The 23,582-nt window shown below is 72.4% G+C and carries 22 protein-coding genes; 11 read left to right on the top strand and 11 right to left on the bottom strand.

From position 1 onward, the window contains the following. Window positions 1-39 precede the first annotated feature (39 nt). Complete coding sequence (locus FJ657_RS05855; protein ID WP_141162781.1) at window positions 40-570, top strand: gamma carbonic anhydrase family protein; 531 nt, start codon at window positions 40-42, stop codon at window positions 568-570. 69 nt (window positions 571-639) lie between these two features. On the opposite strand, the gene FJ657_RS05850 is transcribed toward FJ657_RS05855, so the two are convergent. Further along, window positions 640-1,086 carry a DoxX family protein gene (locus FJ657_RS05850; RefSeq protein WP_141162780.1) on the bottom strand — a complete coding sequence of 149 codons (447 nt, stop codon included), beginning with the start codon at window positions 1,084-1,086 and terminating at the stop codon, window positions 640-642. Window positions 1,087-1,392: 306 nt separating this feature from the next. On the opposite strand from FJ657_RS05850, the gene FJ657_RS05845 reads away from it, so the two are divergent. Beyond that, window positions 1,393-2,748 (top strand): D-alanyl-D-alanine carboxypeptidase family protein, encoded by a 1,356-nt coding sequence (locus FJ657_RS05845; RefSeq protein ID WP_255447182.1) that lies wholly within the window; start codon window positions 1,393-1,395, stop codon window positions 2,746-2,748. 55 nt (window positions 2,749-2,803) lie between these two features. Here FJ657_RS05845 and FJ657_RS05840 read toward each other — a convergent pair whose 3' ends face one another. Further along, on the bottom strand, window positions 2,804-3,706 hold the full coding sequence (locus FJ657_RS05840; RefSeq protein WP_141162779.1) for an aldo/keto reductase: 903 nt from the start codon (window positions 3,704-3,706) through the stop codon (window positions 2,804-2,806). Between the two features lie 126 nt (window positions 3,707-3,832). Between FJ657_RS05840 and FJ657_RS05835 the strand changes: the two genes are divergently transcribed. Further along, window positions 3,833-4,720, top strand: a complete 888-nt coding sequence (locus FJ657_RS05835) for a helix-turn-helix transcriptional regulator (protein ID WP_141162778.1) — start codon at window positions 3,833-3,835, stop codon at window positions 4,718-4,720. Here the strand turns inward: FJ657_RS05835 and FJ657_RS05830 are convergent. After that, window positions 4,701-5,561 carry a VOC family protein gene (locus tag FJ657_RS05830; RefSeq protein ID WP_141162777.1) on the bottom strand — a complete coding sequence of 287 codons (861 nt, stop codon included), beginning with the start codon at window positions 5,559-5,561 and terminating at the stop codon, window positions 4,701-4,703. The genes FJ657_RS05835 and FJ657_RS05830 overlap by 20 nt on opposite strands. A 52-nt stretch (window positions 5,562-5,613) precedes the next feature. Next, a complete protein-coding gene (gene ftsY, locus FJ657_RS05825; protein ID WP_141162776.1) occupies window positions 5,614-6,480 on the bottom strand; it encodes a signal recognition particle-docking protein FtsY in 867 nt (288 codons plus the stop codon). An 81-nt stretch (window positions 6,481-6,561) separates the two neighbouring features. On the opposite strand from ftsY, the gene FJ657_RS05820 reads away from it, so the two are divergent. The 5 genes from FJ657_RS05820 to FJ657_RS17495 all read left to right on the top strand — a co-directional run bounded on the left by FJ657_RS05820 (window position 6,562) and on the right by FJ657_RS17495 (window position 11,144). Continuing rightward, window positions 6,562-7,191: a hypothetical protein gene (locus tag FJ657_RS05820; protein ID WP_141162775.1), complete on the top strand. Its 630-nt coding sequence runs from the start codon at window positions 6,562-6,564 to the stop codon at window positions 7,189-7,191. Window positions 7,192-7,269: 78 nt separating this feature from the next. After that, window positions 7,270-7,890, top strand: coding sequence for a histidine phosphatase family protein (locus tag FJ657_RS05815; protein WP_141162774.1), 621 nt, complete (start codon window positions 7,270-7,272; stop codon window positions 7,888-7,890). After that, the gene (locus FJ657_RS05810) at window positions 7,887-8,525 is read left to right on the top strand and encodes a histidine phosphatase family protein (protein WP_141162773.1); all 639 of its coding nucleotides are present in this window, start codon (window positions 7,887-7,889) and stop codon (window positions 8,523-8,525) included. Before FJ657_RS05815 ends, FJ657_RS05810 begins: the two co-directional genes overlap by 4 nt. Next, the gene (locus FJ657_RS05805; protein WP_141162772.1) at window positions 8,522-10,204 is read left to right on the top strand and encodes a serine hydrolase domain-containing protein; all 1,683 of its coding nucleotides are present in this window, start codon (window positions 8,522-8,524) and stop codon (window positions 10,202-10,204) included. Before FJ657_RS05810 ends, FJ657_RS05805 begins: the two co-directional genes overlap by 4 nt. 28 nt (window positions 10,205-10,232) lie before the next feature. Beyond that, the gene (locus tag FJ657_RS17495; protein WP_219995878.1) at window positions 10,233-11,144 is read left to right on the top strand and encodes a proline-rich domain-containing protein; all 912 of its coding nucleotides are present in this window, start codon (window positions 10,233-10,235) and stop codon (window positions 11,142-11,144) included. A gap of 24 nt (window positions 11,145-11,168) precedes the next feature. Here the strand turns inward: FJ657_RS17495 and FJ657_RS05795 are convergent, their stop codons facing one another. Continuing rightward, window positions 11,169-12,434 carry a low temperature requirement protein A gene (locus FJ657_RS05795; RefSeq protein ID WP_219995877.1) on the bottom strand — a complete coding sequence of 422 codons (1,266 nt, stop codon included), beginning with the start codon at window positions 12,432-12,434 and terminating at the stop codon, window positions 11,169-11,171. Between the two features lie 46 nt (window positions 12,435-12,480). Continuing rightward, window positions 12,481-16,170 carry a chromosome segregation protein SMC gene (smc, locus tag FJ657_RS05790; RefSeq protein WP_141162771.1) on the bottom strand — a complete coding sequence of 1,230 codons (3,690 nt, stop codon included), beginning with the start codon at window positions 16,168-16,170 and terminating at the stop codon, window positions 12,481-12,483. Window positions 16,171-16,368: 198 nt separating this feature from the next. On the opposite strand from smc, the gene FJ657_RS05785 reads away from it, so the two are divergent. From FJ657_RS05785 to FJ657_RS05775, 3 genes are all read left to right on the top strand, one after another. Continuing rightward, complete coding sequence (locus FJ657_RS05785) at window positions 16,369-17,490, top strand: GNAT family N-acetyltransferase (RefSeq protein ID WP_181408894.1); 1,122 nt, start codon at window positions 16,369-16,371, stop codon at window positions 17,488-17,490. Window positions 17,491-17,554: 64 nt separating this feature from the next. Continuing rightward, complete coding sequence (locus FJ657_RS05780; protein ID WP_181408893.1) at window positions 17,555-18,940, top strand: NAD(P)/FAD-dependent oxidoreductase; 1,386 nt, start codon at window positions 17,555-17,557, stop codon at window positions 18,938-18,940. Window positions 18,941-19,032: 92 nt separating this feature from the next. After that, window positions 19,033-20,604, top strand: coding sequence for an ABC transporter substrate-binding protein (locus FJ657_RS05775; protein WP_141162768.1), 1,572 nt, complete (start codon window positions 19,033-19,035; stop codon window positions 20,602-20,604). A gap of 100 nt (window positions 20,605-20,704) precedes the next feature. Here FJ657_RS05775 and FJ657_RS05770 read toward each other — a convergent pair whose 3' ends face one another. The 5 genes from FJ657_RS05770 to FJ657_RS05750 form a co-directional block, all read right to left on the bottom strand. Further along, window positions 20,705-21,010, bottom strand: coding sequence for a putative quinol monooxygenase (locus FJ657_RS05770; RefSeq protein ID WP_141162767.1), 306 nt, complete (start codon window positions 21,008-21,010; stop codon window positions 20,705-20,707). Between the two features lie 58 nt (window positions 21,011-21,068). Continuing rightward, the gene (gene mutM, locus FJ657_RS05765; RefSeq protein WP_141162766.1) at window positions 21,069-21,986 is read right to left on the bottom strand and encodes a bifunctional DNA-formamidopyrimidine glycosylase/DNA-(apurinic or apyrimidinic site) lyase; all 918 of its coding nucleotides are present in this window, start codon (window positions 21,984-21,986) and stop codon (window positions 21,069-21,071) included. Window positions 21,987-22,007: 21 nt separating this feature from the next. After that, window positions 22,008-22,673, bottom strand: a complete 666-nt coding sequence (rnc, locus tag FJ657_RS05760) for a ribonuclease III (RefSeq protein WP_255447294.1) — start codon at window positions 22,671-22,673, stop codon at window positions 22,008-22,010. Window positions 22,674-22,818: 145 nt separating this feature from the next. Continuing rightward, window positions 22,819-23,022: a 50S ribosomal protein L32 gene (rpmF, locus tag FJ657_RS05755; protein ID WP_141144963.1), complete on the bottom strand. Its 204-nt coding sequence runs from the start codon at window positions 23,020-23,022 to the stop codon at window positions 22,819-22,821. A 3-nt stretch (window positions 23,023-23,025) separates the two neighbouring features. Further along, window positions 23,026-23,541 carry a YceD family protein gene (locus tag FJ657_RS05750; protein WP_141163893.1) on the bottom strand — a complete coding sequence of 172 codons (516 nt, stop codon included), beginning with the start codon at window positions 23,539-23,541 and terminating at the stop codon, window positions 23,026-23,028. Window positions 23,542-23,582 lie beyond the last annotated feature (41 nt).

Below are 23,582 nucleotides of genomic sequence, written 5' to 3'. Positions count from 1 at the left end.
GTCGGTCGGGGGCCGGCGCCCCGCCCGTAGGCTGACCGCATGCCGCTCATCCTGCCCTTCGAGGGCGACCACCCCGAGATCCACCCGACCGCGTTCATCGCCCCGAACGCGACGATCATCGGCCGTGTGCGCATCGGCGCCGAGGCGAGCGTCTGGTACGGCACGGTGCTGCGCGGCGACCTGGAGTGGATCGAGCTCGGCGAGGGCAGCAACATCCAGGACAACTCGGTCGTGCACACCGATCTCGGCAACCCGACCGTGATCGGCGCCGGCGTCGGCATCGGGCACGCGGCGATCATCCACGGCACGACCATCGGCGACGGAGCCCTGGTCGGCATGGGCTCGCGCCTGCTCAGCGGCTCGAAGCTCGGCGCGCGGGCCCTGCTCGCGGCGGGTGCCGTGCTGCTCGAGGGCCACGAGGTGCCGGACGGTCACATCGCGGCGGGCGTCCCCGCGAAGGTGCGCGGCGAGATCACCGACGAGGGGATGCGCGACCGCATCGCCCGCAATGCGGTGCAGTACCGCGACCTCGCGCGGGCGCATCGCGGGCTCGAGCCGCACGAAAGCTGACGCGACGGATGCTCCGCCCCGACGAGCGGGACGGAGCATCTCGGGTCGTGCGCCCAGTGGGCCCTGCGGTCAGGCGCGGGCGGGGGTGAAGCCGCGCCGCTGACGACGCGAGCGCACGACGCCGCTGAGGGCGGCACCCACGGCGAAGCGCCCCGGCCCGGCGACCGCGATCGCGGCGCCGACGACGGCGAGCACGAGCACGTACTCGAAGCCGCCGTCCTGGGCGAAGAATCCGGATCCAGCGTGCACGAGGCCCCAGGCGACGATCATGTCGATCGCGAGCAGTGCGCCGAGGATGCGGCTGGCGAGACCGAGGATGAGCAGCGCTCCCCCGCCGATCTCGAGGGCGATGATCGCGGGTGCCGCGATCTCAGGCAGCGGAACGCCCATCTGGCTGAAGCCCTGGGCGGTTCCGGCGATCCCGCCCTGGGTCAGCTTCTGCAGACCGTGGGCGATGAAGACCACGCCGAGGACGACGCGGAGCAGCAGCAGGGCGATCGAGGTGGGTGCTCTCATGGCCTCGACGCTGACACTCCATGCACGCGCATGGACTCCCGACGGGAGGCTTCGCCGCACCCTCCCGGCCCCTTGCCAGCCCCGGGTGGGCGTTTCGCCCCACCCGCTGTACCCCGTTCGGGGGCGGCGCGAGGATGGCTCGCCGACGGAGCCGGTCGCGCTGCGGTCGACGGGGTGGACAGATCGGTCGGCGGATGCGCGACACGAGGGGTGACACCGAGGACGGTCGCCGCGTCGGGTGCCTATGATCCGGTGCCGGACCTGCGATCCTCGGGCCCGGCTCGATCACGCGAACGGACCACCGCAGTGCCCCACGACGACCTCGATCGCCTCGCCTGGATCATGCGCACGAGCGATGAGGCCGAGACCCGCCGTCGCGCCGATCCCGCCGTCCACGCGGCCGAGCGCGCCCGCGACCGGCGACGCCGCCGGCGCAGCACGATCGGCGCGATCGTGACGGTCGTCGTGCTCGCGGCGCTCGCCGGCGGCTACGTCTTCGCGACCCTGACAGCCCCGGTCGGGATGCCGTCGGGCACCGCGAAGGCTCCCGTGGTGGCGGCCTCCCCCGCGGTGGCGTTCCCGACCCCGGTCGGCGAGTTCGCGGTGAGCGTCACGGGAGCCGACGAGTTCCTCGGCGCCGGAGCGTCGGGCATCCTCACCGCCTCGGGCGGCGACGCCGCGAAGCCGATGGCGAGCATCAGCAAGCTCGTGACCGCGCTCGTCGTACTCGACCGCAAGCCGCTCGGCGACGGCGGCACGGGTCCGACGATCACCTTCGACAAAGCCGCCCACGATCTCTACGACAAGTACTACGTGCTGAATGCCACGATCGCGGCGATGCCCGAGGGCACGCGGATGAGCGAGCGCGACGCGATCGCGACGATGCTCGTCGCCTCCGCCTCGAACTACGCGGAGGCCGTGTCGACGTGGGCCTTCGGCTCGCAGCCGGTGTTCGTCTCCGCCGCGCGCAGCTGGCTGAAGAAGCACGGTCTCACCAGCACGACCTTCGCCGAGCCGACCGGACTCGACACCCGCAACACGAGCACCCCCTCCGACCTCATCGCGCTCGGCAAGCTCGTGATGGCCGATCCGGCGCTCGCGCAGATCGTCGGGCTGCACAGCCTCGAGGTCGCGGGGCTTCCGACGCTCTCGACGACGAACCCGGCGCTCGGCATCGACGGGGTGGACGGCATCAAGACGGGCACGCTCGACGACGTGGGCGTCAACCTGCTGTTCTCCGCGAACGTGAGTGTCGCCGGCATCGACACCCCGCTGCGGGTCATCGGCGTGATCCTCGGCAGCAGCCGCGATCAGATCGTGCAGGATGTGCGCGCCTGGCTCAACGCCCTGCGCGCCGGCTTCCACGACACGATCGTCGGCGCCGCCGGGGCCGAGGTCGGCACCTACCGCACCGCGTGGGGCTCGACGGCGACCATGACGCTCGGCGACACGGCGCGGCTGGTGACCTGGTCTGACGCGAAGGTCACCGCGAAGATGACGACCACCGCGCTCAAGACCGGTCGCGACGGCGAGCGGATCGGCACCGTCGTCTACACGACCGGCTCGCGGTCGGCGTCCGTGCCGGTCGTGCTCACGGGCACGATCACGAAGCCGACGACCGAGTGGCGGCTCACGCATCCGGGCGGGCTGCTGCACTGGTGAGGCGCACGCACGGGCGCGGGAGCGCGCCTGAGCACGCTCCCGCGTCGTTCGAGGATCAGGCCTCGGGGATGACCCGGTCGAACAGGTCGGTGCGGGCGCCGTCGGGGTCCGGACCGCTGCGGCGGCCGGTGTCGAGCGCGTCGATCGTCGCGAGCTCGTCCGCGGCGAGCGCGAAGTCGAACACGGCGAGGTTCTCGGCGATGCGGGCCGGGCTGGTCGACTTCGGGATCACCGAGCGCCCCTGCTGCATCCCCCAGCGCAGCATGACCTGAGCCGGGCTCTTGCCGTGCGCGGCCGCGATCTGCGCGATGGTCGGGTCGGCGAGCACGCTGCGGCGGTCGTCGCCCCAGGGGCCCGGGTAGAAGGTGATGCCGCCGATCGGCGACCAGGCCTGGGTGAGGATGCCGTGGCCCGCATCCGCCGCCTGCACCTCCGGCTGGGTGAAGTAGGGGTGCAGCTCGATCTGGTTGAGCTGCGGCACGACATCCACTTCGGCCAGCAGCCGATCGAGGTGGTGCGGCATGAAGTTGCTCACCCCGATCGCCCGCACGGCGCCGTCGGCGAGCAGCTGCTGCAGGGCGAGGTAGGCGGCGACGGTGCGGTCGAAGCCGGCCGGAGCGGGCTGGTGCAGGATCAGCACGTCGATGCGGTCGACGCCGAGCTTCGCCGCCGCCTTGTCGAAGGCGTGCCGGGTCTCGTCGCGGCCGTAGTCGCTGGGCCACACCTTCGTCTCGATCACGACCTCGTCGCGGGCGATGCCGGAGTCGCGGATGCCGACGCCGACCTCGCGCTCGTTCGCGTAGGCGGCGGCGGTGTCGACGTGGCGGTAGCCGAGCTCGAGCGCCGTCGTGACGGCGGCGCTGGTCTCGGCCGGCGGGCTCTGGAACACGCCGAGCCCGATCGGGGGCAGCGTGACGCCGTTGTTGAGGGTGAGGTCGCTGATCGCGGTGCTCGTCATCGGGTTCTCCTGTCGCGTGGTCGTCGGCGTCCAGTGCACCCTCTCGCGCCGACGCACGGGAGGGCGGGGTGTTCGGGGTATCGTCAGCACCCCCTTCGCGCCCACGGCCCGGACTACCGTGACGGCATGGACCTGCGCGCTGAGATCTCCGAGTTCCTGCGGTCGCGACGCGCGCGCGTCACGCCCGAGAGCGCCGGGCTCAGCGCAGGCGGCAACCGTCGCGTGCCGGGCCTGCGGCGTGAGGAGGTCGCCGTGCTCGCCGCGATCTCGGTCGACTGGTACGTGCGCATCGAGCGCGGCAACCTCTCCGGCGTCTCGGACGCGGTGCTGCACGCCCTCGCCGACGCGCTGCAGCTCGAAGACGCCGAGCGGCAGCACCTGTTCGACCTCGCGCGCGCCACGGCCGGGCCGACGCGACGCGTCGCCGCACCCCGCGCCTCGGCGGGGACGATCAGCCCCGGGTTGATGGCGATGCTCGAGTCGATGACCGGGATCCCCGCGTGGGTGCGCAACCACCGCTTCGAGGTGCTCGCCGCGAATCCGCTCGCCCGAGCGCTCTACAGCCCGCTGTTCGGCAGCGAGATCGCGCAGGGCAACAACGCGCTCTTCACCTTCCTCGACCCGCTCGCGCGCGACTTCTTCGTCGACTGGGAGCGCAGCTCCGACGACATCGTGGCCGTTCTGCGCGGGTACGCGGGGGCGCACCCCGACGATCGACGACTGTCGACGCTGATCGGCCAGCTGGTGACCCAGAGCTCCGAGTTCTCGCGACGCTGGGCCGCGCACGACGTGAAGCACCACCGCACGGGTCGGAAACGGCTGCACCATCCGGTCGTCGGCCGGCTGGAGCTCGGCTACGAGGCGCTCACGGTGCCCGCGGATCCGTCGCTGCACCTGTTCGCCTATCACCCGCTCGACCAGCCGAGCCGGGAGGCGCTGCAGCTGCTGGCCAGCTGGGATGCGACCGAGCGCGCCGACGACGAGAGCGCCGAGGTCAGTCCGCCGGCCCGGTGAACTGGCTCAGCGTGAACTCGGCGCCCCACGGGTCGCGGATGCGCGCGGTCGACGCCCAGACGCCCTCGGCTCGAGCGAGCACGACGCCGCCGAGTCGCTCGGCGTCCGCTGCGCTCGCATCCCGGTCGGCGACCGAGAAGGTCACGTGCCAGCTCGGGCTCTCGCCGTCGGCCACGGTCGTCGCGCCGCCGATCACGTCCGCGAAGCCGGGAGGCGCACCGGCCTGACGCACGCGGATGTCGGGGTCGACCGTCGCCTCGAGATGATCGCCGTAGCCCGCGACGCCGATCATGGCTCCGGCATCCGGGCCCATGTCGGTGACGATCCAGCCGAAGAGCTCGCGGTAGAAGCCGAGCGCGGCGGCGACGTCGGCGACGTGCAGGTCGCTGAAGTTCCAGCTGCCGGGAGCGTTGTTGATCTGCGACCCGATCCGCTGGCGGGCCTGCCAGAGCCGGAAGACGGCGCCGGCCGGGTCGCGCACGGTCGCGTAGCGCCCGACGGGGCCGGCGTCCTGCGGCGGTTCGAGCAGCGTTCCGCCCAGCTCCTCGGCGCGGGCGGCCATCGCATCGGCGTCGCCGACCGCGATGTAGGTCACCCATTCGGCGGAGGCGCCGCCGGTCGCGGCATCGGCCAGCGGCGCGATCGCCGCCGCATCCCTGCCGTTCCGCTGCGCGATCAGGTAGCTGCCGGGCGCGCCCGGCGGCATCGCCTCGTGGAAGCTCCAGCCGAGCAGCTCGCCGTAGAAGCGGCTCGCGGCGGGCGGATCCGGCTGGGCGGTGTCGATCCAGCAGGGCACGCCCTGCGGGTAGGTGTGCGGGGTCGTCGCGGTTCCCTCGGCCATGCCCGCAGGCTAGGCCGGGCCTCCGACACGATCGCGGTCTCGGAGGCGGACGTCAGCCGACGAGCTGCTGGGCAAAGACGTGCGGCGTGAAGCCGGTGAGGTCGCCGATGCCCTCGCCCTGACCGACGAGCTTGATCGGGATGCCCGTCTTCTCCTGCACGGCGAGCACGAATCCGCCCTTCGCCGAGCCGTCGAGCTTGGTGAGCACGAGCCCGGTGACGCCGGCGTGCTGGATGAACGCCTCGGCCTGGGCGAGTCCGTTCTGCCCGGTGGTCGCGTCGAGCACGAGCAGCACCTCGCTGATCGGCGCCTGCTTCTCGATCACGCGGCGCACCTTGCTCAGCTCGTCCATGAGCCCGCTCTTCGTCTGCAGACGCCCGGCGGTGTCGACGAGCACCATCTCGATGCCCTGGTTCTTCGCGAGCTCGACGGTCTGGAAGGCGACCGACGCCGGATCCTGCCCCGCCTGCTGCGGACGCACGACGGTCGCGCCGGCGCGTTCCGCCCAGGTCGCGAGCTGCTCGACGGCGGCGGCGCGGAAGGTGTCGGCGGCGCCGACGACGACCGTGCGGCCGTTGTTGACGAGGAAGCGGGCGAACTTGCCGATCGTGGTGGTCTTGCCGACGCCGTTGACGCCGACGACGAGCACGACCGCGGGGCGCTCGCTGAGCTTGAGCGTCGGGTCGAGGCGGGCGAGACGCTCTTCGATGGTCTCGCGCAGCATCCGCTGCAGGTCCTTCGGGTCGGTCGTGCGGTAGCGGTCGACCTTGGCGCGCAGCTCGTCGACGATCTGCTCGGTCAGGTCGGGCCCGAAGTCGGCGCCGATCAGCGCATCCTCGAGCTCCTCCCAGGTGGAGTCGTCGATCGTGCGCTTGGCGAACATGCCGCGCAGGGCGCCGCCGAGAGACCAGGAAGCCATGCGTCCAGCCTAGGCCGCGGGGCCGGTCGGGCCCGCCGTGCTCGCCGTGACGCGGGCGGACGCGCCCCGTAGCGTGAGCGCATGACATCCGACGAGGCCCGCGCCGCGCGACGGGTCGGCACGGCGCCGCTGCCGCGCCGGGTCGAGGAGGTCGTGGATGCGGCCGAGCGGCAGACGGGACAGCCTGAGGACGCGCTCGCGGCGATCCGCGCACTGCACCGAGGCCTGGGACTACGGCGGGTGCTCTGGGGCGCGGCCGCGCTCGTGCTCGGCGTCGGCATGCTGCTGATCGGCGTCGGGTCGGCGGCGAGCGGCGTGACCGGCGTCGGTCCGATCGTCGGCATGCTGGTCGGCCAGCTGCTGGTGGCCGGACTCATGGCGCTGCTCGGCGCGACGAACGCGCGCATGATCCGGGCGCTGGAGTGGTGGATGCGCCGGCACGGCTCGCTGCGCGGGCTCGGCGCCGACGACCCCGACGCGGCGCGGCTCTTCGCCTTCGAGCCCTTCGTGTTCTGGCGCGGCGTCGGGGCCGCGATGTGTCTCGTGCTCGGTCTGGCCGGTGCGGCGAGTTCCGCCGTGATCGTGCGCGACCTGCAGTCGGGGCTCGCCTTCGCGGTATTCGGCCTCACGCTGCTCGCGGCCGGGGTGCTGCAGTTCCGGGCGCTGAGCCGGATCGTCGCCGCCCGTCTCGCGCTCGGCCGCCGCGGCTGATCCGGGTGTCCTCTCCGCTCGGAGGCGGTGTTCACCACGCATCCGAGAGAATGGGGTCGACCTAAGGAGCTACCCCGCGTGATCGCACTCGTCCGCCACGGAGAGACCGACTGGAACGCCGCCCACCTGATGCAGGGCTCGAGCGACATCCCCCTCAACGACACCGGACGGCAGCAGGCGCGCGACGCCGGCGAGCTGCTGGCCGCCGAGCGCGACGCGGGCGAGCACGCCTGGTCGGCCGTCGTCAGCTCGAGCGCGATCCGCGCGCGCGAGACCGGCGAGCTCATCGCCGAGAAGCTCGGGGTGCCGTTCATCCGCGTCTACCCGCAGTGGTTCGAGCAGCACTTCGGCGACGCCGAGGGCGTTCCGGTCGAAGAGGCCATGCGCCGCTGGCCGAACCGCGACCCCGAGGGCTTCGAGAACGACGAGCAGGCGCGGCTGCGCGCGCTCGGCGCCCTGGAGCAGGTCGCGAAGGACTTCGACGGGCGCGACGTGATCGTCGTCGCGCACGGCACGATCATCCGCTCGGCGCTCATGAGCCTGACCGGGCGCGAGCTCGGCTTCCTCGGCAACGCGACCGCGTCGCGCGTCAGCCAGGGCACGGAGGGCTGGACGGTGCACACCTTCGGCGGCGAGGCGCTCGAGGCGGAGTTCGGCGATCCGGCTGCCGAGGTCGTCGCGGAGGTCGAGCCGGCGTGACCACGCTCGCTCTCATCCGCCACGGCCAGACCGACTGGAACCTGCAGGGTCTGCTGCAGGGCTCGAGCGACACCCCGCTCAACGCGACCGGGCGTCAGCAGGCGCACGACGCGATCCCGGTGCTGAAGGATGCGGGCATCCCGTGGACCGTCGTCGTCAGCTCGCCGCTCGCCCGCGCCCGAGTCACCGCGGAGATCGTGGCCGAGGGGCTCGGCATCCCGCTCGCCGGCGCCTATCCCGATCTGATCGAGCGCGACTACAGCGTGCTCGAAGGTCGCAGCGAGGCCGAGGTCGAGCGGCTCTGGCCCGGCAAGAGCGAGCCGAGCGTCGAGACCCTCGACTCCGTCGTGGTGCGCGGCCACCGCGCGCTCGCGCAGATCGCGGCCGACCACCCGGGCGAGGATGTCGTGGTCGTCTGCCACGGCACGATCATCCGCTACACGCTCAGCGACCTGGTCGGCTACAAGGTCGACACGATCGAGAACGCGACGGTGTCGCTGCTGGAGAGCGCGGATGCGGCGGGCGATGACGTGAGCGACTCCGCGCCGGTCGGCTGGCGGGTACGCACCGTCAACGGGATCAAGCTCGCTCCGCGCGACGCCGCGGCAGGCCCGGAGGGCGGGGCGGCAGCATGAGCGGCGCCGGCGCGGCGGCAGCACCCAGCACGAGCACCGACCCGACGGCGGGTCGCCTCCCGCGGGCTCACCCGGCCGCGCTCGGCGTCGATCCGGCCGCGATCGAGCGGCTCACCGCATCCCTCACCCGCATCGGCGGCGTGCACAGCCTGATGGTCGTGCGCCGCGGGCAGGTCGTCGGCGAGGGCTGGTGGGCCCCGTACCGTGCCGAGCTGCCGCACACCCTCAACTCGGTCAGCAAGAGCGTCACCGCGCTCGCCGTCGGCGTCGCGATCGACGAGGGGCTGCTCGGCCTCGACGACCGGGTCATCGACCTGCTGCCCGAGGACGCGCCGGCCCAGCCGAGCGAGCGGCTGCAGCGGCTCACGGTGCGGCATCTGCTGACGATGAGCCGCGGATGCTCCGAGCCCGACTTCGACGGGGTGCGCTCGCGACAGACGGCCGAGGCCGTGTGCTTCGTGCTGAACGAGCCTCTCGACCACGAGCCGGGCGAGCGCTTCGTCTATTCGACCGGCACGACCTTCCTGGTCGCGGCGATCCTGCAGCGGCTGACCGGCGGTCGGCTGCTCGACTTCGTCGCCGACCGCCTGTTCGGCCCGCTCGGCATCACGACGCGCGACTGGGATTCGAGTGCCGACGGCGTCGACCTCGGCGGCAGCGGACTGCACCTGCGCACCGAGGAGCTCGCGCTGCTCGGACAGCTGCTGCTGCAGCGTGGGGCCTGGGGTGGGCGCCAGCTCGTGCCCGCCGACTGGCTCGACCTCGCGACCTCCCCGCAGATCGCCACGACCGACGTCGCCCCCTTCGCCGGCGGCGCGCCCGGGCCCGGCGACTGGGAGCTCGGCTACGGCTTCCAGTTCTGGCGCTCGCGGCACGGCGCCTACCGTGCCGACGGCGCCTTCGGGCAGTTCATCGTCGTGCTGCCCGAGCTCGAGACGGTCGTCGTCACGACCGCGGGACTCGATCCGATGGATGCGGTGCTCGACGCGATCTGGACGGACCTGCTGCCGGGCATCGGCGCGCTGCCGGATGCCGACGCGGCGCCGGCTGCAGCCGCACTGCCCGAGACGGAGACCGCACCCGACGCCGGATCCGACGAGCCCGCGCGCCTGAGCGGGCTGCGACTCCCGCCGCAGCCCGGCACATCGACCTCGTCGCGGGCGCACGATCTCCTCGGCCGGCGGTTCGCGATCGACGACGGCGCGCATCTGATCGGCCTGCGGATCGACATCGCCGTCCCCGCCGACCGGGTAGTCGACGCCGCTGCGGATGCCGACGACGACCGAGCCGAGTGGACGCTCGAGCTCGAGACGGCCCACGGCGTCGAGCGCCTCGGCGCCGGCCACGGCCGCTGGGTCGAGGGCACGACGTCGGTGATCACGGGCTCGCCGACCCCGGTCGGGGTCAGCGCCGGGTGGGACGAGGCCGCGGAGGACGACGCGACGGCGGATGGCGCGAGGGCGGACGGCGCGAGGGGCGACGGCGCGGTGTGGCGGCTGCGCATCCAGCTGATCGAGACGGCGCAGACCCTGACGGTCGCGGTGACCGTCGACGACGACACCGTGCGGATCGAGGGCCGGATGCACGGCTGGTTCGCGCCCGCCGAGCTCGGCCCGATCACGGGGCACGCGACGCGGCGCCGAGGCGACGAATCCGCCACGCCTCGGTCGGCCGGGTGATGACGCAGTCCTGCGTCAGACTGGGGCGATGAGCGACGCCCCGCAGTACGGCCAGCCGCAGCAGCCCCACCAGCCGGCACCGCAGCATTACGGCCCGCCGCAGTACGGCCAGCCGCAGTACGGCCAGCCGCAGTACGGCCCACCGCAGCACGGCCAGCCGCGGCCTCCCGTGCAGCAGTTCGGCCAGCCGCAGTGGTCGCCGCCGCACGACGGGCAGCCGCAGCACCCCGCCGCTCCCGGCCCGTCGGCCGGCCCGGCTCCGGCTCCCGCTCCCACTCCCGCTCCCGCCGCATCCATCTCGCCGTTCGTGCCCGGCGGCACGGTCTTCCGCCCGAGCCGCGAGGTCGCGGCGCGCTACTGGCGCATCAACATCACCTTCGGCGCCCTCTATGTCGTGCTGTTCGGCCTGCTCGCGCTGCTGCAGTGGCGCAGCGGACTGTGGAGCCTCTACCTCGTCGGCATGATCGTGCTGGCCGGCCTCACGGTGACGCTGACGGCGCTCGCGGTGAACCGCAGCCGCATCGAGTTCCGCGACGGCGCCTACGTGATCGTGCAGGGCCTGCTGCCGACGAAGGCGTTCTCGGTGGCGGAGGTGCAGCGCGTCGTGACGGTCGGGCAGATGAGCGTCGGCGCGGTCGGCTCGCTGTCGCACCAGATGATCCTCGGGGCCGAACGGCGCTGGGCGTGGCTGACGAGTCTGCTGTGGAGCCGCGAGCAGCTGACCGCGCTCGCGCTCGATCTGCAGGCGCGCGGGGCGGAGCTGGTGCCGGTTCCGGGCCCGACCACGCCCGCCGAGATGCGGCGCTGGGATCCGCGCACGCAGACCTGGTTCGAGGTGAACCGCATCCTCGTCGCCGTGCTCGCCGGTCTCGCGGCGATCGTGCTGGTGGTCGCGATCGTGGTGGTCGTGCTCGTGGTGGCGTTCAGCTCGGTCGGCTGACCGCGCACGTCAGTCCGCTCGGTGTCAGGCCCCGGCGCCCGCCAGATGCGCCGCGAAGTGCCGGCGGCCGACGGTCTCGGTGCTGATCACGACGATCCACGGCGCCGCGGCGACGAGCAGGATGTCGAGCGCGAACGGCGTGCCGCTCTCCGACAGCACGACGGCGAGCGCGAGCACCGCCAGCGCGAGCGCGAGCGCGCCGACCTGGGCAGCCGCGACGCGCCGGACGAGGAGGTCGGCGATGCCGAGATACACGACCAGGAAGACCGCGACCGGAATCGCGACGGCGCGCACCGCCGCCCCGTAGCCGACGTGCGCCTCGCCCTCGATCACGTAAGCCCCCACGTGCAGCCCGGCGCCCACGGCGGCGATCGCGGCGAACACGAGGATGTGCAGGTAGCCGAACGAGAAGGCGGCGCGACCGCTGCGGCGCCCGTGCAGCAGATGCCCGAACGGCACCGCGAAGTAGGCCCACCAGAGGCCGAAGGTCAGCACGACGCCGGCGATGACGAGCACGATCGCGTCGCCCGACCAGCCGTGCTCCTCGATGATCGGCTGCACGGCGGCGACCGTTCCGAGCACGCCCTCGCCGAGGGCGATGAGCGCGAGCAGTCCGTAGCGCTCGGCGATGTGGTGCGGATGCCACGGGGTGGCGCCGCGCCGCTCGCTCAGGGCCGGACCGGAGAGCTCGATGAGGAACAGCGCCATCGAGCCGATGATGGTCGGCACGAGAGCGAGGTGCACGGCGGCGAGCACGACCCAGCCGACCTGGGCGATCGCGATCGCGAGGGCGTAGGTGAGCGCGGTGCGGCGATGCTCGGGCGACTGCGCGGCGAGGCGCAGCCACTGCGCGACCATCGCGACGCGCATGACGACGTAGCCGGCGACGACGACCGTGTTGTCGATCGTGTGGCCCTCGTCGAGCGAGTGGAAGATGTCGGAGAGACCGAGGGCGAGGATGACGACGCCAACCATCTGCACCATCGTCGTGACGCGGTAGACCCAGTCGTCGGTGTCGAACGCCGAGGCGAACCAGCTGAAGTTGATCCACGCCCAGACGATCGAGAACATGCCGAAGGCGAAGCCGCCGATGGCCGTCGCGACGTGCCCCTCGGCGAGCGCGTGCGCCATCTGCTCGCCCGCGATGCCGAAGGCGACGACGAAGGCCAGATCGAAGAGCAGCTCGAGCGGGGTGGAGGCGCGCTCCGACTCGTGCGGATCGCGCCCGACCATGCGGCGCACGCGGCCGGCGACGCCGGGGAACGGTCGGGTGTCGGGCGCCGCGCTCATGGGGCCATGATGCCCGAGGTCGTGGGCGTGGTCGGGCCCGGCGCGGTCAGTCGAGGTCGCGGCCGAGCTCGGCGCGCGCCCTCTCGCGGTCGGCCTCGGTCTGCACGCGCTGGCCGACGACGGCGCTGACGCCGTCCTGCCGCATGCTCACGCCGTAGAGCGCATCCGCGATCTCCATGGTGCGCTTCTGGTGGGTGATGACGATGAGCTGCGAGCTCTGGCGCAGGTCGTCGAAGATCGTCAGCAGGCGGCCGAGGTTGGCGTCGTCGAGGGCGGCCTCGACCTCGTCCATGATGTAGAACGGGCTCGGGCGGGCCTTGAAGATCGCGATCAGCAGGGCGACCGCGGCCAGCGAGCGCTCGCCGCCGGAGAGCAGCGACAGCCGCTCGATCTTCTTGCCGGCCGGCTTGACCGTGACCTCGATGCCCGTCGTGAGCATGTCATCCGGGTTGGTGAGCAGGATGCTGCCGGTGCCGCCCGGGAACAGGATCGGGAAGACGCGGTTGAACGCCGCCCTGGTGTCCTCGAAGGCCGCGGCGAAGATGTCCTGCATCTTCTCGTCGATCTCCTCGATGATCGTCGTCAGGTCCTTGCGGGTCTTCGTAAGGTCGGCGAGCTGGTCGACGAGGAACTTGTGACGCTGCTCGAGCGCCGCGAACTCCTCGAGCGCGAGCGGGTTGACGCGGCCCAGCAGGCCGAGCTTGCGCTCGGCGGCGGCGAGGCGGGCCTGCTGCTCACGGCGCACGAACGGCACGGTCGGGATGTCGGCGGAGCTCTCGACGGCGGCGGCGGCCGCGTCGGTCTCGCCATCGGCGTCGGTCTCGCCATCGGCGTCGGCGTCGGTCTCGGCGTCCGCGTCGAGATCCTCGTCCGCCTCGTCGCCGGACTCGCCTCGCGCACCCCGCGCGTCCACGGCATCCAGCACGTCGACCGGAACGGGCACGTCGGGCCCGTACTCGGCCACGAGCACGTCGTCGTCGAGGCCGAGCTCGCCCGCGGCGCGCTCGAGCAGCTGCGACAGGTGCAGCTTCTTCTCGTAGGCCTGCATCTCGAGGCTGTGCACGTTCTCGTTGAGTCCCGCGAGCTTCTCCCGCAGGCCCGATTCGGCGGCGCGCAGGCCGCTGAGCTCCTCGTTCTGCTCCGCGCGCTCGCGTTCGGCGACGGCGAGGCGCTCGCGTGCCTGAGCGACGGAGCGGTCGGCCACGTCGATCGCCGGCGGCAGCGCCTCGAGCACGGCCGACGCGGTCTCGATCTGGTGGCGGCGCAGCACGGCGGCGCGCGCGGCCTCCTCGGCGGCGGCGCGCTCGGCTTCGAGCTGCTTCTGCAGCTGCTCGGCCGTCGCCTTCTGCGCCCGCACGCGCTCGCGCGCGGTCTCGAGCTGCACGCGCAGCTCGACCTCGTTCTGACGGGCCGACTCGAGCTCGATCAGCAGTCCGTCGCGGGCGGAGACGTCGAGGATCGGACGCGGCGTCGCGGCGTGCTCGTCGTGCTCGGCCTGCGCGCGCTCGGCCGCGGTCGTCGCCTCGCGCACGGCCTCGGCGAGCGCGGCGATGCCGTCGCCGAGGCGCTCGGCCTCGGCCTCGGCGGCCTCGAGCTGCACGCGCGAGCGGCCGAGCGCCTGGCTGCGCGCGGCGAGCTCGGCGTCGAACTCCTTCTGCCGGGCGGCCGCCTCGCGCGCGGCGGTGCGGGCCGTGGCGAGTGCCTCCCGACGCTGACCGAGCTCGAAGCCGCTGCGCTCGATGTCGGTCGACACGGCGACGAGGCGCTCCTGCGCGTCGTCGCGCTCAGCCAGCAGCTCGAGCCGGCTCCGCGCTCCCCCGGTGCCGCCGCGCAGCACGTGCTCGCCGAGCACGTCGCCGTCGCGGGTGATGACCGTGACGCCGTCGAGCTCGCGCAGCGCGGGCCAGGCGGCGCGCGCGGCGTCGAGGTCGTCGACGATCACGACGCGGGCGAGCAGTCCGCGGATGCCGTCTGGCGCCGCGACGAGATCCACCGCCGAGCGCGCGCCCTCCGGCAGATCAGCCGGAGCCGCCGCCGCACGGGCATCCGCGACGACGATCTCGACCTGTCCGGCGTCGGTGCGGTGCACGTGCTCGAGGGCGGCGAGCGCCGCCTCCCGGCTGTCGGCGAGCACGGCCTCGGCGAGGCTGCCGAGCGCCGCGGCGATCGACGCCTCCCAGCCCTGCTCGACCGTGATGGCATCCGACACCGGCCCGCGGATGCCGTCGACCTCGGCGATCGCGCCCGAACCGCTGCGCTGGTCGGCGGCCATCGTCAGCGCGCTCACGCGGGCGGCGAGGGCGTCGCGTTCGCGCTCGGCCGAGTGGAGCGCATCCCGCAGCTCGTCGACCTCGCCCTCGAGCCGCTGCGCCTCGGCCTCGGCGACCGTCACCTGCTCGGCGAGGATCTGCGCATCCCCCTCCGGCGCGGCCTCGTCGCCGTCGACCGCGAGGAACTCGGCGCGCGCCTGCTCGCGGCGCTCCTCGGCCTGCGCGGCCGCGGTGCGCTGCCGCTCGACCTGCTGCTGCGCGGCGGTCAGGCGCGAGGTGGCGAGTTCGACCTGGCTGCCGAGGCGCGCCTGCTCGAGATCGTGCTGGGAGACGAGGGCGCTCTGCGCGCTGATCTCCTCGTCGAGCGCGTCGAGGTTCGCGCGGGCCGTCGCCGTGACGGCGCCGGACTTGCCCAGCGCATCCTCGGCGACCGTCACCTCGCCCTGCAGGCGCACGGCCTCCTCGCGGGCGTCCGCGATCATCGCGGTGCTGACGGTCGCGGCCATGCCGGGCAGCTCCGACTGCTGACTCAGCAGCGTCAGCCGCTGCGTCGCCATCGACGACAGCGAACGCAGACGATCCTGCGCCTGCTCGAGCCCGAAGGCGAGGCGGCGGTGCGCATCCACCTCGTCGCCGCTCATCGACTGCTCGAGCCGGCCCTGCCGCAGCTTCGCCTGGTCGAGCTGCTCCTGCAGCACCAGCCGCTCGGTCTTGCGCTCGCTCTCGCTCTTCGACATCTCGCTGAGCTGCGCGCGCAGCGTCACGACCTCGTCGGCCAGCAGACGCGCGCGGGCGTCGCGCACGACCGCGGCGATCGTCTGCGCCTCGCGGGCCACCTCGGCCTGCCGGCCCAGCGGCTTCAGCTGGCGGCGGATCTCGCCCGCGAGATCGCTCAGACGCGTCAGGTTCGTCTGCATCGCCTCGAGCTTGCGCACCGTCTTCTCCTTGCGGCGACGGTGCTTGAGGATGCCGGCGGCCTCCTCGATGTAGCCGCGGCGGTCTTCCGGAGTGGCGCGCAGCACCGCATCCAGCTGACCCTGGCCGACGATCACGTGCATCTCGCGGCCGAGGCCCGAGTCGCTCAGCAGCTCCTGCACGTCGAGCAGGCGGCAGCCCTGGCCGTTGATCGCGTACTCGCTGCCGCCGTTGCGGAACAGGGTGCGCGAGATCGTGACCTCGCTGTACTCGATCGGCAGCGCGCCGTCGCTGTTGTCGATCGTCAGCGTCACCTCGGCACGGCCGAGAGGACCGCGCGAGGAGGTGCCGGCGAAGATGACGTCCTCCATCTTGCCGCCGCGCAGGGTCTTGGCCCCCTGCTCGCCCATGACCCAGGCGAGGGCGTCGACGACGTTCGACTTGCCGGATCCGTTGGGCCCGACCACGCAGGTCACGCCCGGCTCGAAGGCGAACACGGTCGGCTGCGCGAAGGACTTGAACCCCTTGAGGGTCAGGCTCTTCAGATACACGCGGCTCCCGTTTCGCGAGTCACGCCGCGGCGTCCGGCCGGCCGCAGTCGATGATCGGTCAACGCTACCCTGCTGGTCCGCCGTGACGGGTTGCCTCTCCGCGGCGGGGTCGGGCATCCTGGTCGGCTGCCCGGAGCCGCGCGTCACGTTTCGACGTCTCCGCGCTCCACCACGACCACCGGGCGGCGGAGGATGACGATGACCCCCGCACCCGCGACCCACGACGGCGACGTCGAGATCGCCGAGCTGCGCATCCCCGTCTCGCTCGACACCGCGACCGCCGACGTCGACGACTTCCGCGCCGCCGTCGAGCTCTGGAACGCGATCGAACGCGAGGCCTTCGGCCGCGCCGCCGACCCCTCGCAGCCCGGCGAGGTGCTCCCCGCCTGGGCGAATCAGCGCTGGGAGCGCCGGCGGATGGTGCTCGCGAAGCTCGACGGACGTGTCGTCGGCCGCGCGGCGCTCCACGTGCCCGCCTCGTCGCCCGACACCGGGTTCTGCAGTGTCATGGTCGCGGCGGATGCGCGGCGGCGCGGCATCGGCACGGCGCTCGCCGATGGGCTTGAGACCCTCGCGCGCGAGTCCGGCGTGTCGAAGCTCCTCTCCTGGGCGGCCGCGCCGGTCGTGAGCGACGCCGAGGTCGCCGCCGGAGCGGAGGTGCTCGTGCCGCCGACCGGGATCGGACGGGTGCCCGCCGACCACGCGAGCGTGCGCTTCGCGCTCGGCCGGGGAGCCCGCCTCGAACAGGTCGAGCGGGTCAGCTCGGTCGACCTGCCGATGCCCGACGACGAACTGGCCGCGCGACTGGCGGCGGCGCGCACCGCATCCGGCCCCGACTACGACACCGTGACCTGGATCGGCGCGACGCCGACCGAGTGGCTCGACGAGATCGCGCGACTCAAGACGCGCATGTCGACGGATGCGCCGAGCGCTGGGATGGAGGAGCCCGAGGATCCGTACACGGCCGAGCGGGTCGTCGACGAGGAGCGCGACCAGGCCGAGTCGGGCATCGAGACGATCGTCGCGGCGGCCGTGCACCGGCCGAGCGGCGAGCTCGCCGGCTACACCTACTTCGACACCGCGCCCGACACGAGCCGCGTCGTCTCGCAGGAGGACACGATCGTGCTGCGCGAGCATCGCGGCCACCGCCTCGGGATGCTCGTCAAGCTAGCCAACCTCGAGCAGCTGCAGCGCGAGCGTCCAGGCCACCCGGCGGTCATCACCTTCAACGCCGAGGAGAACCGCTTCATGCTCGACGTCAACGAGGCTGTCGGCTTCGCGCCGATCGCGGTGGAGGGCGCCTGGCGCACGGATCTCTGAGCCGGACTCGCGGTCTCGTCACAGGGCGTCACGTGACGCGGGTGCGGTCGCGCGCGACAGTAGCGTGAGCGATACACCACACCTGTCGTTCCCGGTCGTCGCGCCCGGAGGCGGCATCCACCCGAACGATCCGAGGTCGCCCGTGTCCGCTCACCCCGTCGCCGATCTGACGCACGGCGACCGGGCGTCGGCCGAACTGCCCGACGTGCTCGTCGTCGGCTCGGGACTCTTCGGGCTCTCGACCGCGCTGCACCTCGCCCGCGCCGGGCGCCGGGTCACGGTCGTCGACGAGGGCACGCCCGCCTCGGGCACGACCGCCGCCGGCGCCGGCTTCGTCGGGCTGTGGGCCGCCGGCTACGCCTGGTACTGGAACGAGTCGGAGCGCGATCTCGAGCAGTACGGCATCGACTTCTACCGCGAGCTCGCCGGCACAGCCGACATCGGATTCCGCGACCGCGGCAACGTCTGGCTCAGCGTCACCGACGAGGGGTACCGCGACCACATCCTGCCCTTCGACCGGCACCCGCTGAAGCCCGCGGGGGCGCGCCTTCTGACGCCCGACGAGGTCGCCCAGGTCGTGCCCGGGGTCAGCGCCGCGGCCGTGACCGGCGGCTTCCTGCACCCCGGCGGCATCCAGATCAGCGCCCCGGATGCGGCGCTCGCGCTGGCCGCCGAGGTCGCGCGCGCGGGCGTGCGCTTCGAGAACTGCACCCCGGTGGCGAGCGTGCTCGTCGAGGACGGGCGCACCGTCGGCGTGCGCACCACCGCCGGCGCCGAGTTGCGCGCCGGCCAGGTCGTGCTGGCCTCCGGCTCGTGGACGAACGCGCTGCTCTCCCCGCTCGGCCGCACCCTGCCGTTCGCGCGGGTGCTCGCCTCCCGGCTCACGACCAAGCCCTTCGGCCTCGGACAGATCCCGACGCTGATGCTGCCCGAGCTGCAGGGACTGTGGGTGCGCGAGCACCGCGGCGGCCTCACCTACGGCCACGGCGGCGGCTACGAGGCGCTCGGCTCGGCGGACGTGACCGCCGAGCGCCGACCGCAGCGCACCGACCTCATCGACGCGATGCGCGAGCAGCTCGCGCCGGTGCTCGCCGCGCTCATCCCCTCGGGCGGCGACTACGCCGACACCGCGGAGTGGACGCAGGGCGTCGTCTCGATGACGGCCGACCGCCGCTTCATCGCCGGCCCCGTGCCCGAGGCCGCCGACCTCTGGGTCGTTGCCGGCGACAACGAATCGGGGGTCACGCACGGCCCGGGCCTCGGCCGGCTCGTCGCCGACCTCGTCACCGGCGCGCCGCCCGTCGCCGGCGACCCGGCGCTCTACCGCCCCGATCGCTTCGACGGCGTCGACTACGACGTCGCCGACGAGGCCGCGGTCGGCCGGGCCATGCCGGCGCGCCGCGAGGTGGATGCGCTGCGCACGTCGCGCATCCCGGCCGCCGCCTCCTGAACCCGCACAGCACACGCAGTNGCACCCAGCACCCAGCACCCAGCACCCAGCACCCAGCACCCGCATCCAGCCAGAAAGCACAGCACCGCACCATGACCCGACCCCTGCTCCGCGCCGCGACCGTGACCCTCGCCGTGGGCGCGACCGCGCTCGCGCTGACCGGCTGCGCGTCCGGCGCATCGTCCGCCGACAGCTCCGAGCCGCTCGTCATCGGCACGACCGACGCGATCGTCTCGCTCGACCCGGCCGGCGCCTGGGACCGCGGCAGCTTCACGCCGCAGAACCAGATCTACCAGCACCTGCTGAGCTACGAGCCCGGCAACACCACCCCGGTTCCGGAGGCCGCCGAGAGCTGCGACTTCGACGACGCCACGACCTACAGCTGCACGGTCAAGAAGGGCCTGAAGTTCAGCAACGGCCACGCGCTGACCGCGTCGGATGTCGTCTTCTCGTTCGAGCGCATCCTGAAGATCAACGACCCCAGCGGACCCGCGCCGCTGCTCTCGGGCATCGACAGCATCGAGCAGAAGGGCGACCTCGGCGTCGTCTTCCACCTGAAGACCGCGAACGACCAGACCTTCCCCTACGTGCTGTCGAGCATGGGCGGTCCGATCGTCGACGAGCAGGTCTTCCCCGCTGACAAGCTGCTCGCCGACGCGAAGGTCATCGGCTCGGGCCCCTACGCGATCAGCGACTACTCCAAGAAGGGGCTGCTGTCGCTCACCGCCAACACGCACTACGACGGCACCGCGCCGAAGACGAAGAACGTCGTGCTCAAGGCCTACGCCGACTCGTCGAACCTCAAGCTCGACATCCAGAAGGAGGGCATCGACATCGCGTACCGCTCGCTGACCTCCACCGATGTCGCCGACCTGGAGAAGGATTCGAAGCTGCAGGTCGTCTCCGGCCCCGGCGGCTCGGTGCGCTTCCTGGTCTTCAACAAGGATGCGCAGCCCGGCGCCGACGACGCGCAGAAGCTCGCCATCCGCCAAGCCGTCGCGACGCTGATCGACCGCGACGACATCGCGAAGAACGTCTTCAAGGGCACCTACGCCCCCGCCTACAGCCTCGTGCTCGACGGCCAGAACGGCGCCACGAAGACCTTCGCCGACCTCTACGGCGCGAAGCCCTCGGTCGAGAGGGCGACGCAGATCCTCGCGGATGCCGGTGTCAGCACCCCGGTGACCCTGCCCATCCAGTACACCAGCGACCACTACGGCCCCGACTCGTCGAGCGAGTACGCCACGATCAAGTCGCAGCTGGAGGAGTCGGGTCTGTTCACCGTCGACCTGCAGTCGACCGAGTGGACCAGCTACGTCAAGCAGCGCGCCGACTACCCGGCCTACCAGCTCGGATTCTTCCCCGACTACCCGGACCCCGACAACTTCCTGCGCTCCGGCTACTCGTCGACCGGCGGCTCGGTCGTCAACGGACTCACCAGCCCCGAGATCGACGCCGCGATCGAGAAGGAGGCCACCGCCTCCGACCCGGCCGAGCGCACGAAGGACATCGAGGCGGTGCAGACCCTCGTCGCGAAGTCGGCCGGCATCATCCCGCTGCTGCAGGGCCAGGAGACCGTCGTCGCCGTGAAGGGCGTCACCGGCTTGAAGGACACGCTCGACGCGACCTACAAGTTCCGCTTCGCGGCGCTCGCGCGCGGCTAGGCGAGACTCCACCCTCGCGAGTTGCCCACTTCTGTCGCGTTCTGCACTCGGAATACGACAGAACTGGGCAACTCGTCGTCGGGAGGCGGCTACGCGGCCGCTAGCTCGGGATGCGGTGCGCCGGCTCGATGCGCGTGAGCGTCGCCGGCTCGGCGCGGAACAGCGGCGTGCGCTTCCCGAGCTCGACGGTGTGCGGGGCGCTGCCGTGCACCTCGAGCGCCTCGGCCGAGGCCCACCACTCGAGGATCACGAAGCGGTCGGGATCGCCGATGACCTCGTGCAGCTCGTAGTGCAGGCAGCCGTCCTCGGCGCGCACGAGGGGCGCGACCTCCTCGAACGCCGCGATCTGCTCGGAGCCGCGACCCGGCTTGCAGAGGATGGACACGACGACTCCGACGGCGCTCATGCTGTCAGCCTAGGGCGCGCAGGGTGACCGACACCGCCGTGCGAGGCACCCTGTCCCGTCAGCGGACGGGACGGGTCTGGCGGATGCGCTGGCAGAACGGGCAGAAGTGCGAGCCGCGGTTCATGAAGGTCTCGCGCACGATCGCGCGTCCGCAGCGCGGACAGGGCTCGCCCTGCTGGCCGTAGGCGTTGAGGGAGTGCGAGAAGTAGCCCGAGGCTCCGTTGACGTTGACGTACTGCGCATCGAAGCTCGTGCCGCCCTCGGCGAGCGCCTTGCCGAGCACGAGACGCACCTCCGCGAGCAGGGTCTGCGCGCGCGGCCGACTGAGCGCGCGGGTCGGCTGGTCGTAGTGGATGCGCGACGCCCACAGCGCCTCGTCGGCGTAGATGTTGCCGATGCCGCTCACGAGGGTCTGGTCGAGCAGGGCGCGCTTGATGCCGGTGTCCTTGCGGGCGAGCGCGGCGAGGAAGCGGCGGTCGTCGAAACGGGGATCCATCGGGTCGCGCGCGATGTGCGCGACCTGGCTGGGCACGCGCTCGCCGGCGACGTCCGGCGTCGGGATGAGCGCATCCACCGCCATCGAGCCGAAGATGCGCTGGTCGACGAAGTCGACGCGCAGGGCTCCGTGCACGGGATGCCGCACGTCGAACACGATGCGGGTGAGCCGGTCGCGCGGGGCGTCGGGTGCGCGCAGCAGCACCTGCCCGCTCATGCCGAGGTGCACGACGAGGGCCTCGGCGTCGTCGCCGCTCCCCCGCGTGCCGCCGTCGCCGGCGATCGGGATCCAGAGGAACTTGCCGCGCCGCGACGGCGGCGCGAGCGTCGCCCCGGTGAGCCGCTCGACGAAGTCCTCGCCCGGGCCGACGTGACGCTTCAGCGAGCGGGCGTCGAGCACCTCGACGCGCTCGATCACGGCGCCCGAGACGGCGGGCGCGAGACCCGCGCGCACGACCTCGACCTCAGGCAGTTCAGGCATGGGAGTGCAGCAGGGCCGAGCTCAGCGGTGCGCCTGCAGGCGCGTCCACGCCTCGAGCGCGGCGGCCATCTCAGCCTGCTTCTTGCTGGTACCCGATCCCTCGGCGAGGTCTTCGTCGCCGAGGCGCACGATCGCGGTGAAGCGCTTGTCGTGGTCGGGGCCGCTGTCGGTGACCGAGTACTGCGGCAGGCCGCGGCCGCGGCGCGCGGCCAGCTCCTGCAGGCTCGTCTTCGGGTCCATCGCGGCGCCGAAGCGCTCCGGGTCGGCGAACAGCGGGGTCTCGAGGTGCAGCACCAGGGCGGTGGCCGCATCCGGACCGGCCGAGAGGTAGGCCGCGCCGATGATCGCCTCGACCGTGTCGGCGAGGATCGAGTTCTTGTCGCGCCCGCGCGTGAGCTCCTCGCCACGGCCGAGCAGCAGGAAGCGGCCCAGGCCGATCCCCCGCGCGATCTCCGCGAGCGCGACCGTCGACACCAGGCTGGCGCGCCGCTTCGCGAGCTCGCCCTCGTCGAGGTCGGGGTTCTCGCGGAACAGCTTGACCGTCACGGCCTGACCGAGGATCGAATCGCCGAGGAACTCGAGGCGCTCGTTGTGCGGCACCCCGCCGTTCTCGTACGAGTACGAGCGATGCGTGAGCGCCATGCGCAGCAGGTCGGCGTCGATGACGAGACCCAGCGCGGCGGTCAGCTCGCTGCGGTCGGAGTCGAGCGTCGGCGGAGCGACGGCGGCAGCCGCATCGCCTCCCGGAGACACGGAAAGACCGCCGAGAGCGCTCACGCTCTCAGCGGCCGAATCCGATGACGCGGACGTCAGAGTTCCAGAACCTGGCAGCTCAGACGTCGGCGACCTTGCGGCCCTTGTACTCGAGGAACAGCGGGGTGCCCGCCGAGTCCTCGACCACCTTGGCGCGGTGCGGGAGGCTGTAGGTGACGCGGCCGTTCTCGACGGTCTTCACCAGGGTCGGCGCGGTGGCTTTCCACTGCGAACGACGGGCGTGGGTGTTGGCTCGCGACTGGCGGCGCTTGGGAACAGCCATGGTTTATCTCTCTTCTCTCTCGACGCCAGCGGCATCGGAAACGTCATCGTGTGCTGCCTGGAAGCCCTGCAGAGCCGCCCAGCGCGGGTCCGTGACCACACGCTGATCCTGTTCCGGAGCAACCTCCAGCTTCTCCCCCGTTACGGGGTCGAGGCCTGGGCAGTCCGGCCGACAGACCGGCTGGAACGGCAGTGACAGCACCACCGCATCCCGCACCACCGGTTCGAGATCCACGTGATCATCGCGAACCGAGTAGTCGAAAGCTTCGTCGAGAGAATACGCGAAAAGCTCCTGGAATTCGAGTTCGACAGGAATGCTCACCGGGTCCAGGCAGCGACCGCACTCTCCGACGGCCGTCGCATCCACCTCGCCGGTCACGAGGATGCCGTCATGCAGGCCCTCGAGACGCAGGTCGATCGTGAGCTCGGAGCCCTGCGGAACGGTCGCCGCGCCCTCGCCAAGACGCTCGGCCAGGGTGATCACCAGCTCGCGCTCGCGCATCTCGCCGGGGCGGTGCATGACGTCGTGAACCGGCACGGTGTAGGGGGTGGTTCGGAAGG

This window comes from Schumannella soli (assembly GCF_006517435.1).
GTDB classification, from domain to species: Bacteria; Actinomycetota; Actinomycetes; order Actinomycetales; family Microbacteriaceae; genus Schumannella; species Schumannella soli.
This window is presented reverse-complemented; position numbering and strand designations above follow the sequence as displayed.

Excerpts from the sequence above, each read along its gene's own strand:
- FJ657_RS05835 (WP_141162778.1), top strand. The coding sequence starts at position 3,833 with ATGGACCTGCGCGCTGAGATCTCCGAGTTCCTGCGGTCGCGACGCGCG.
- FJ657_RS05775 (WP_141162768.1), top strand. The coding sequence starts at position 19,033 with ATGACCCGACCCCTGCTCCGCGCCGCGACCGTGACCCTCGCCGTGGGC.
- ftsY (WP_141162776.1), bottom strand. The coding sequence starts at position 6,480 with ATGGCTTCCTGGTCTCTCGGCGGCGCCCTGCGCGGCATGTTCGCCAAG.
- FJ657_RS05785 (WP_181408894.1), top strand. The coding sequence starts at position 16,369 with ATGACCCCCGCACCCGCGACCCACGACGGCGACGTCGAGATCGCCGAG.
- FJ657_RS05855 (WP_141162781.1), top strand. The coding sequence starts at position 40 with ATGCCGCTCATCCTGCCCTTCGAGGGCGACCACCCCGAGATCCACCCG.
- FJ657_RS05770 (WP_141162767.1), bottom strand. The coding sequence starts at position 21,010 with ATGAGCGCCGTCGGAGTCGTCGTGTCCATCCTCTGCAAGCCGGGTCGC.
- FJ657_RS05850 (WP_141162780.1), bottom strand. The coding sequence starts at position 1,086 with ATGAGAGCACCCACCTCGATCGCCCTGCTGCTGCTCCGCGTCGTCCTC.
- rpmF (WP_141144963.1), bottom strand. The coding sequence starts at position 23,022 with ATGGCTGTTCCCAAGCGCCGCCAGTCGCGAGCCAACACCCACGCCCGT.
- FJ657_RS17495 (WP_219995878.1), top strand. The coding sequence starts at position 10,233 with ATGAGCGACGCCCCGCAGTACGGCCAGCCGCAGCAGCCCCACCAGCCG.
- mutM (WP_141162766.1), bottom strand. The coding sequence starts at position 21,986 with ATGCCTGAACTGCCTGAGGTCGAGGTCGTGCGCGCGGGTCTCGCGCCC.
- FJ657_RS05795 (WP_219995877.1), bottom strand. The coding sequence starts at position 12,434 with ATGAGCGCGGCGCCCGACACCCGACCGTTCCCCGGCGTCGCCGGCCGC.
- FJ657_RS05750 (WP_141163893.1), bottom strand. The coding sequence starts at position 23,541 with ATGCACCGCCCCGGCGAGATGCGCGAGCGCGAGCTGGTGATCACCCTG.
- FJ657_RS05840 (WP_141162779.1), bottom strand. The coding sequence starts at position 3,706 with ATGACGAGCACCGCGATCAGCGACCTCACCCTCAACAACGGCGTCACG.
- FJ657_RS05830 (WP_141162777.1), bottom strand. The coding sequence starts at position 5,561 with ATGGCCGAGGGAACCGCGACGACCCCGCACACCTACCCGCAGGGCGTG.
- FJ657_RS05820 (WP_141162775.1), top strand. The coding sequence starts at position 6,562 with ATGACATCCGACGAGGCCCGCGCCGCGCGACGGGTCGGCACGGCGCCG.
- FJ657_RS05805 (WP_141162772.1), top strand. The coding sequence starts at position 8,522 with ATGAGCGGCGCCGGCGCGGCGGCAGCACCCAGCACGAGCACCGACCCG.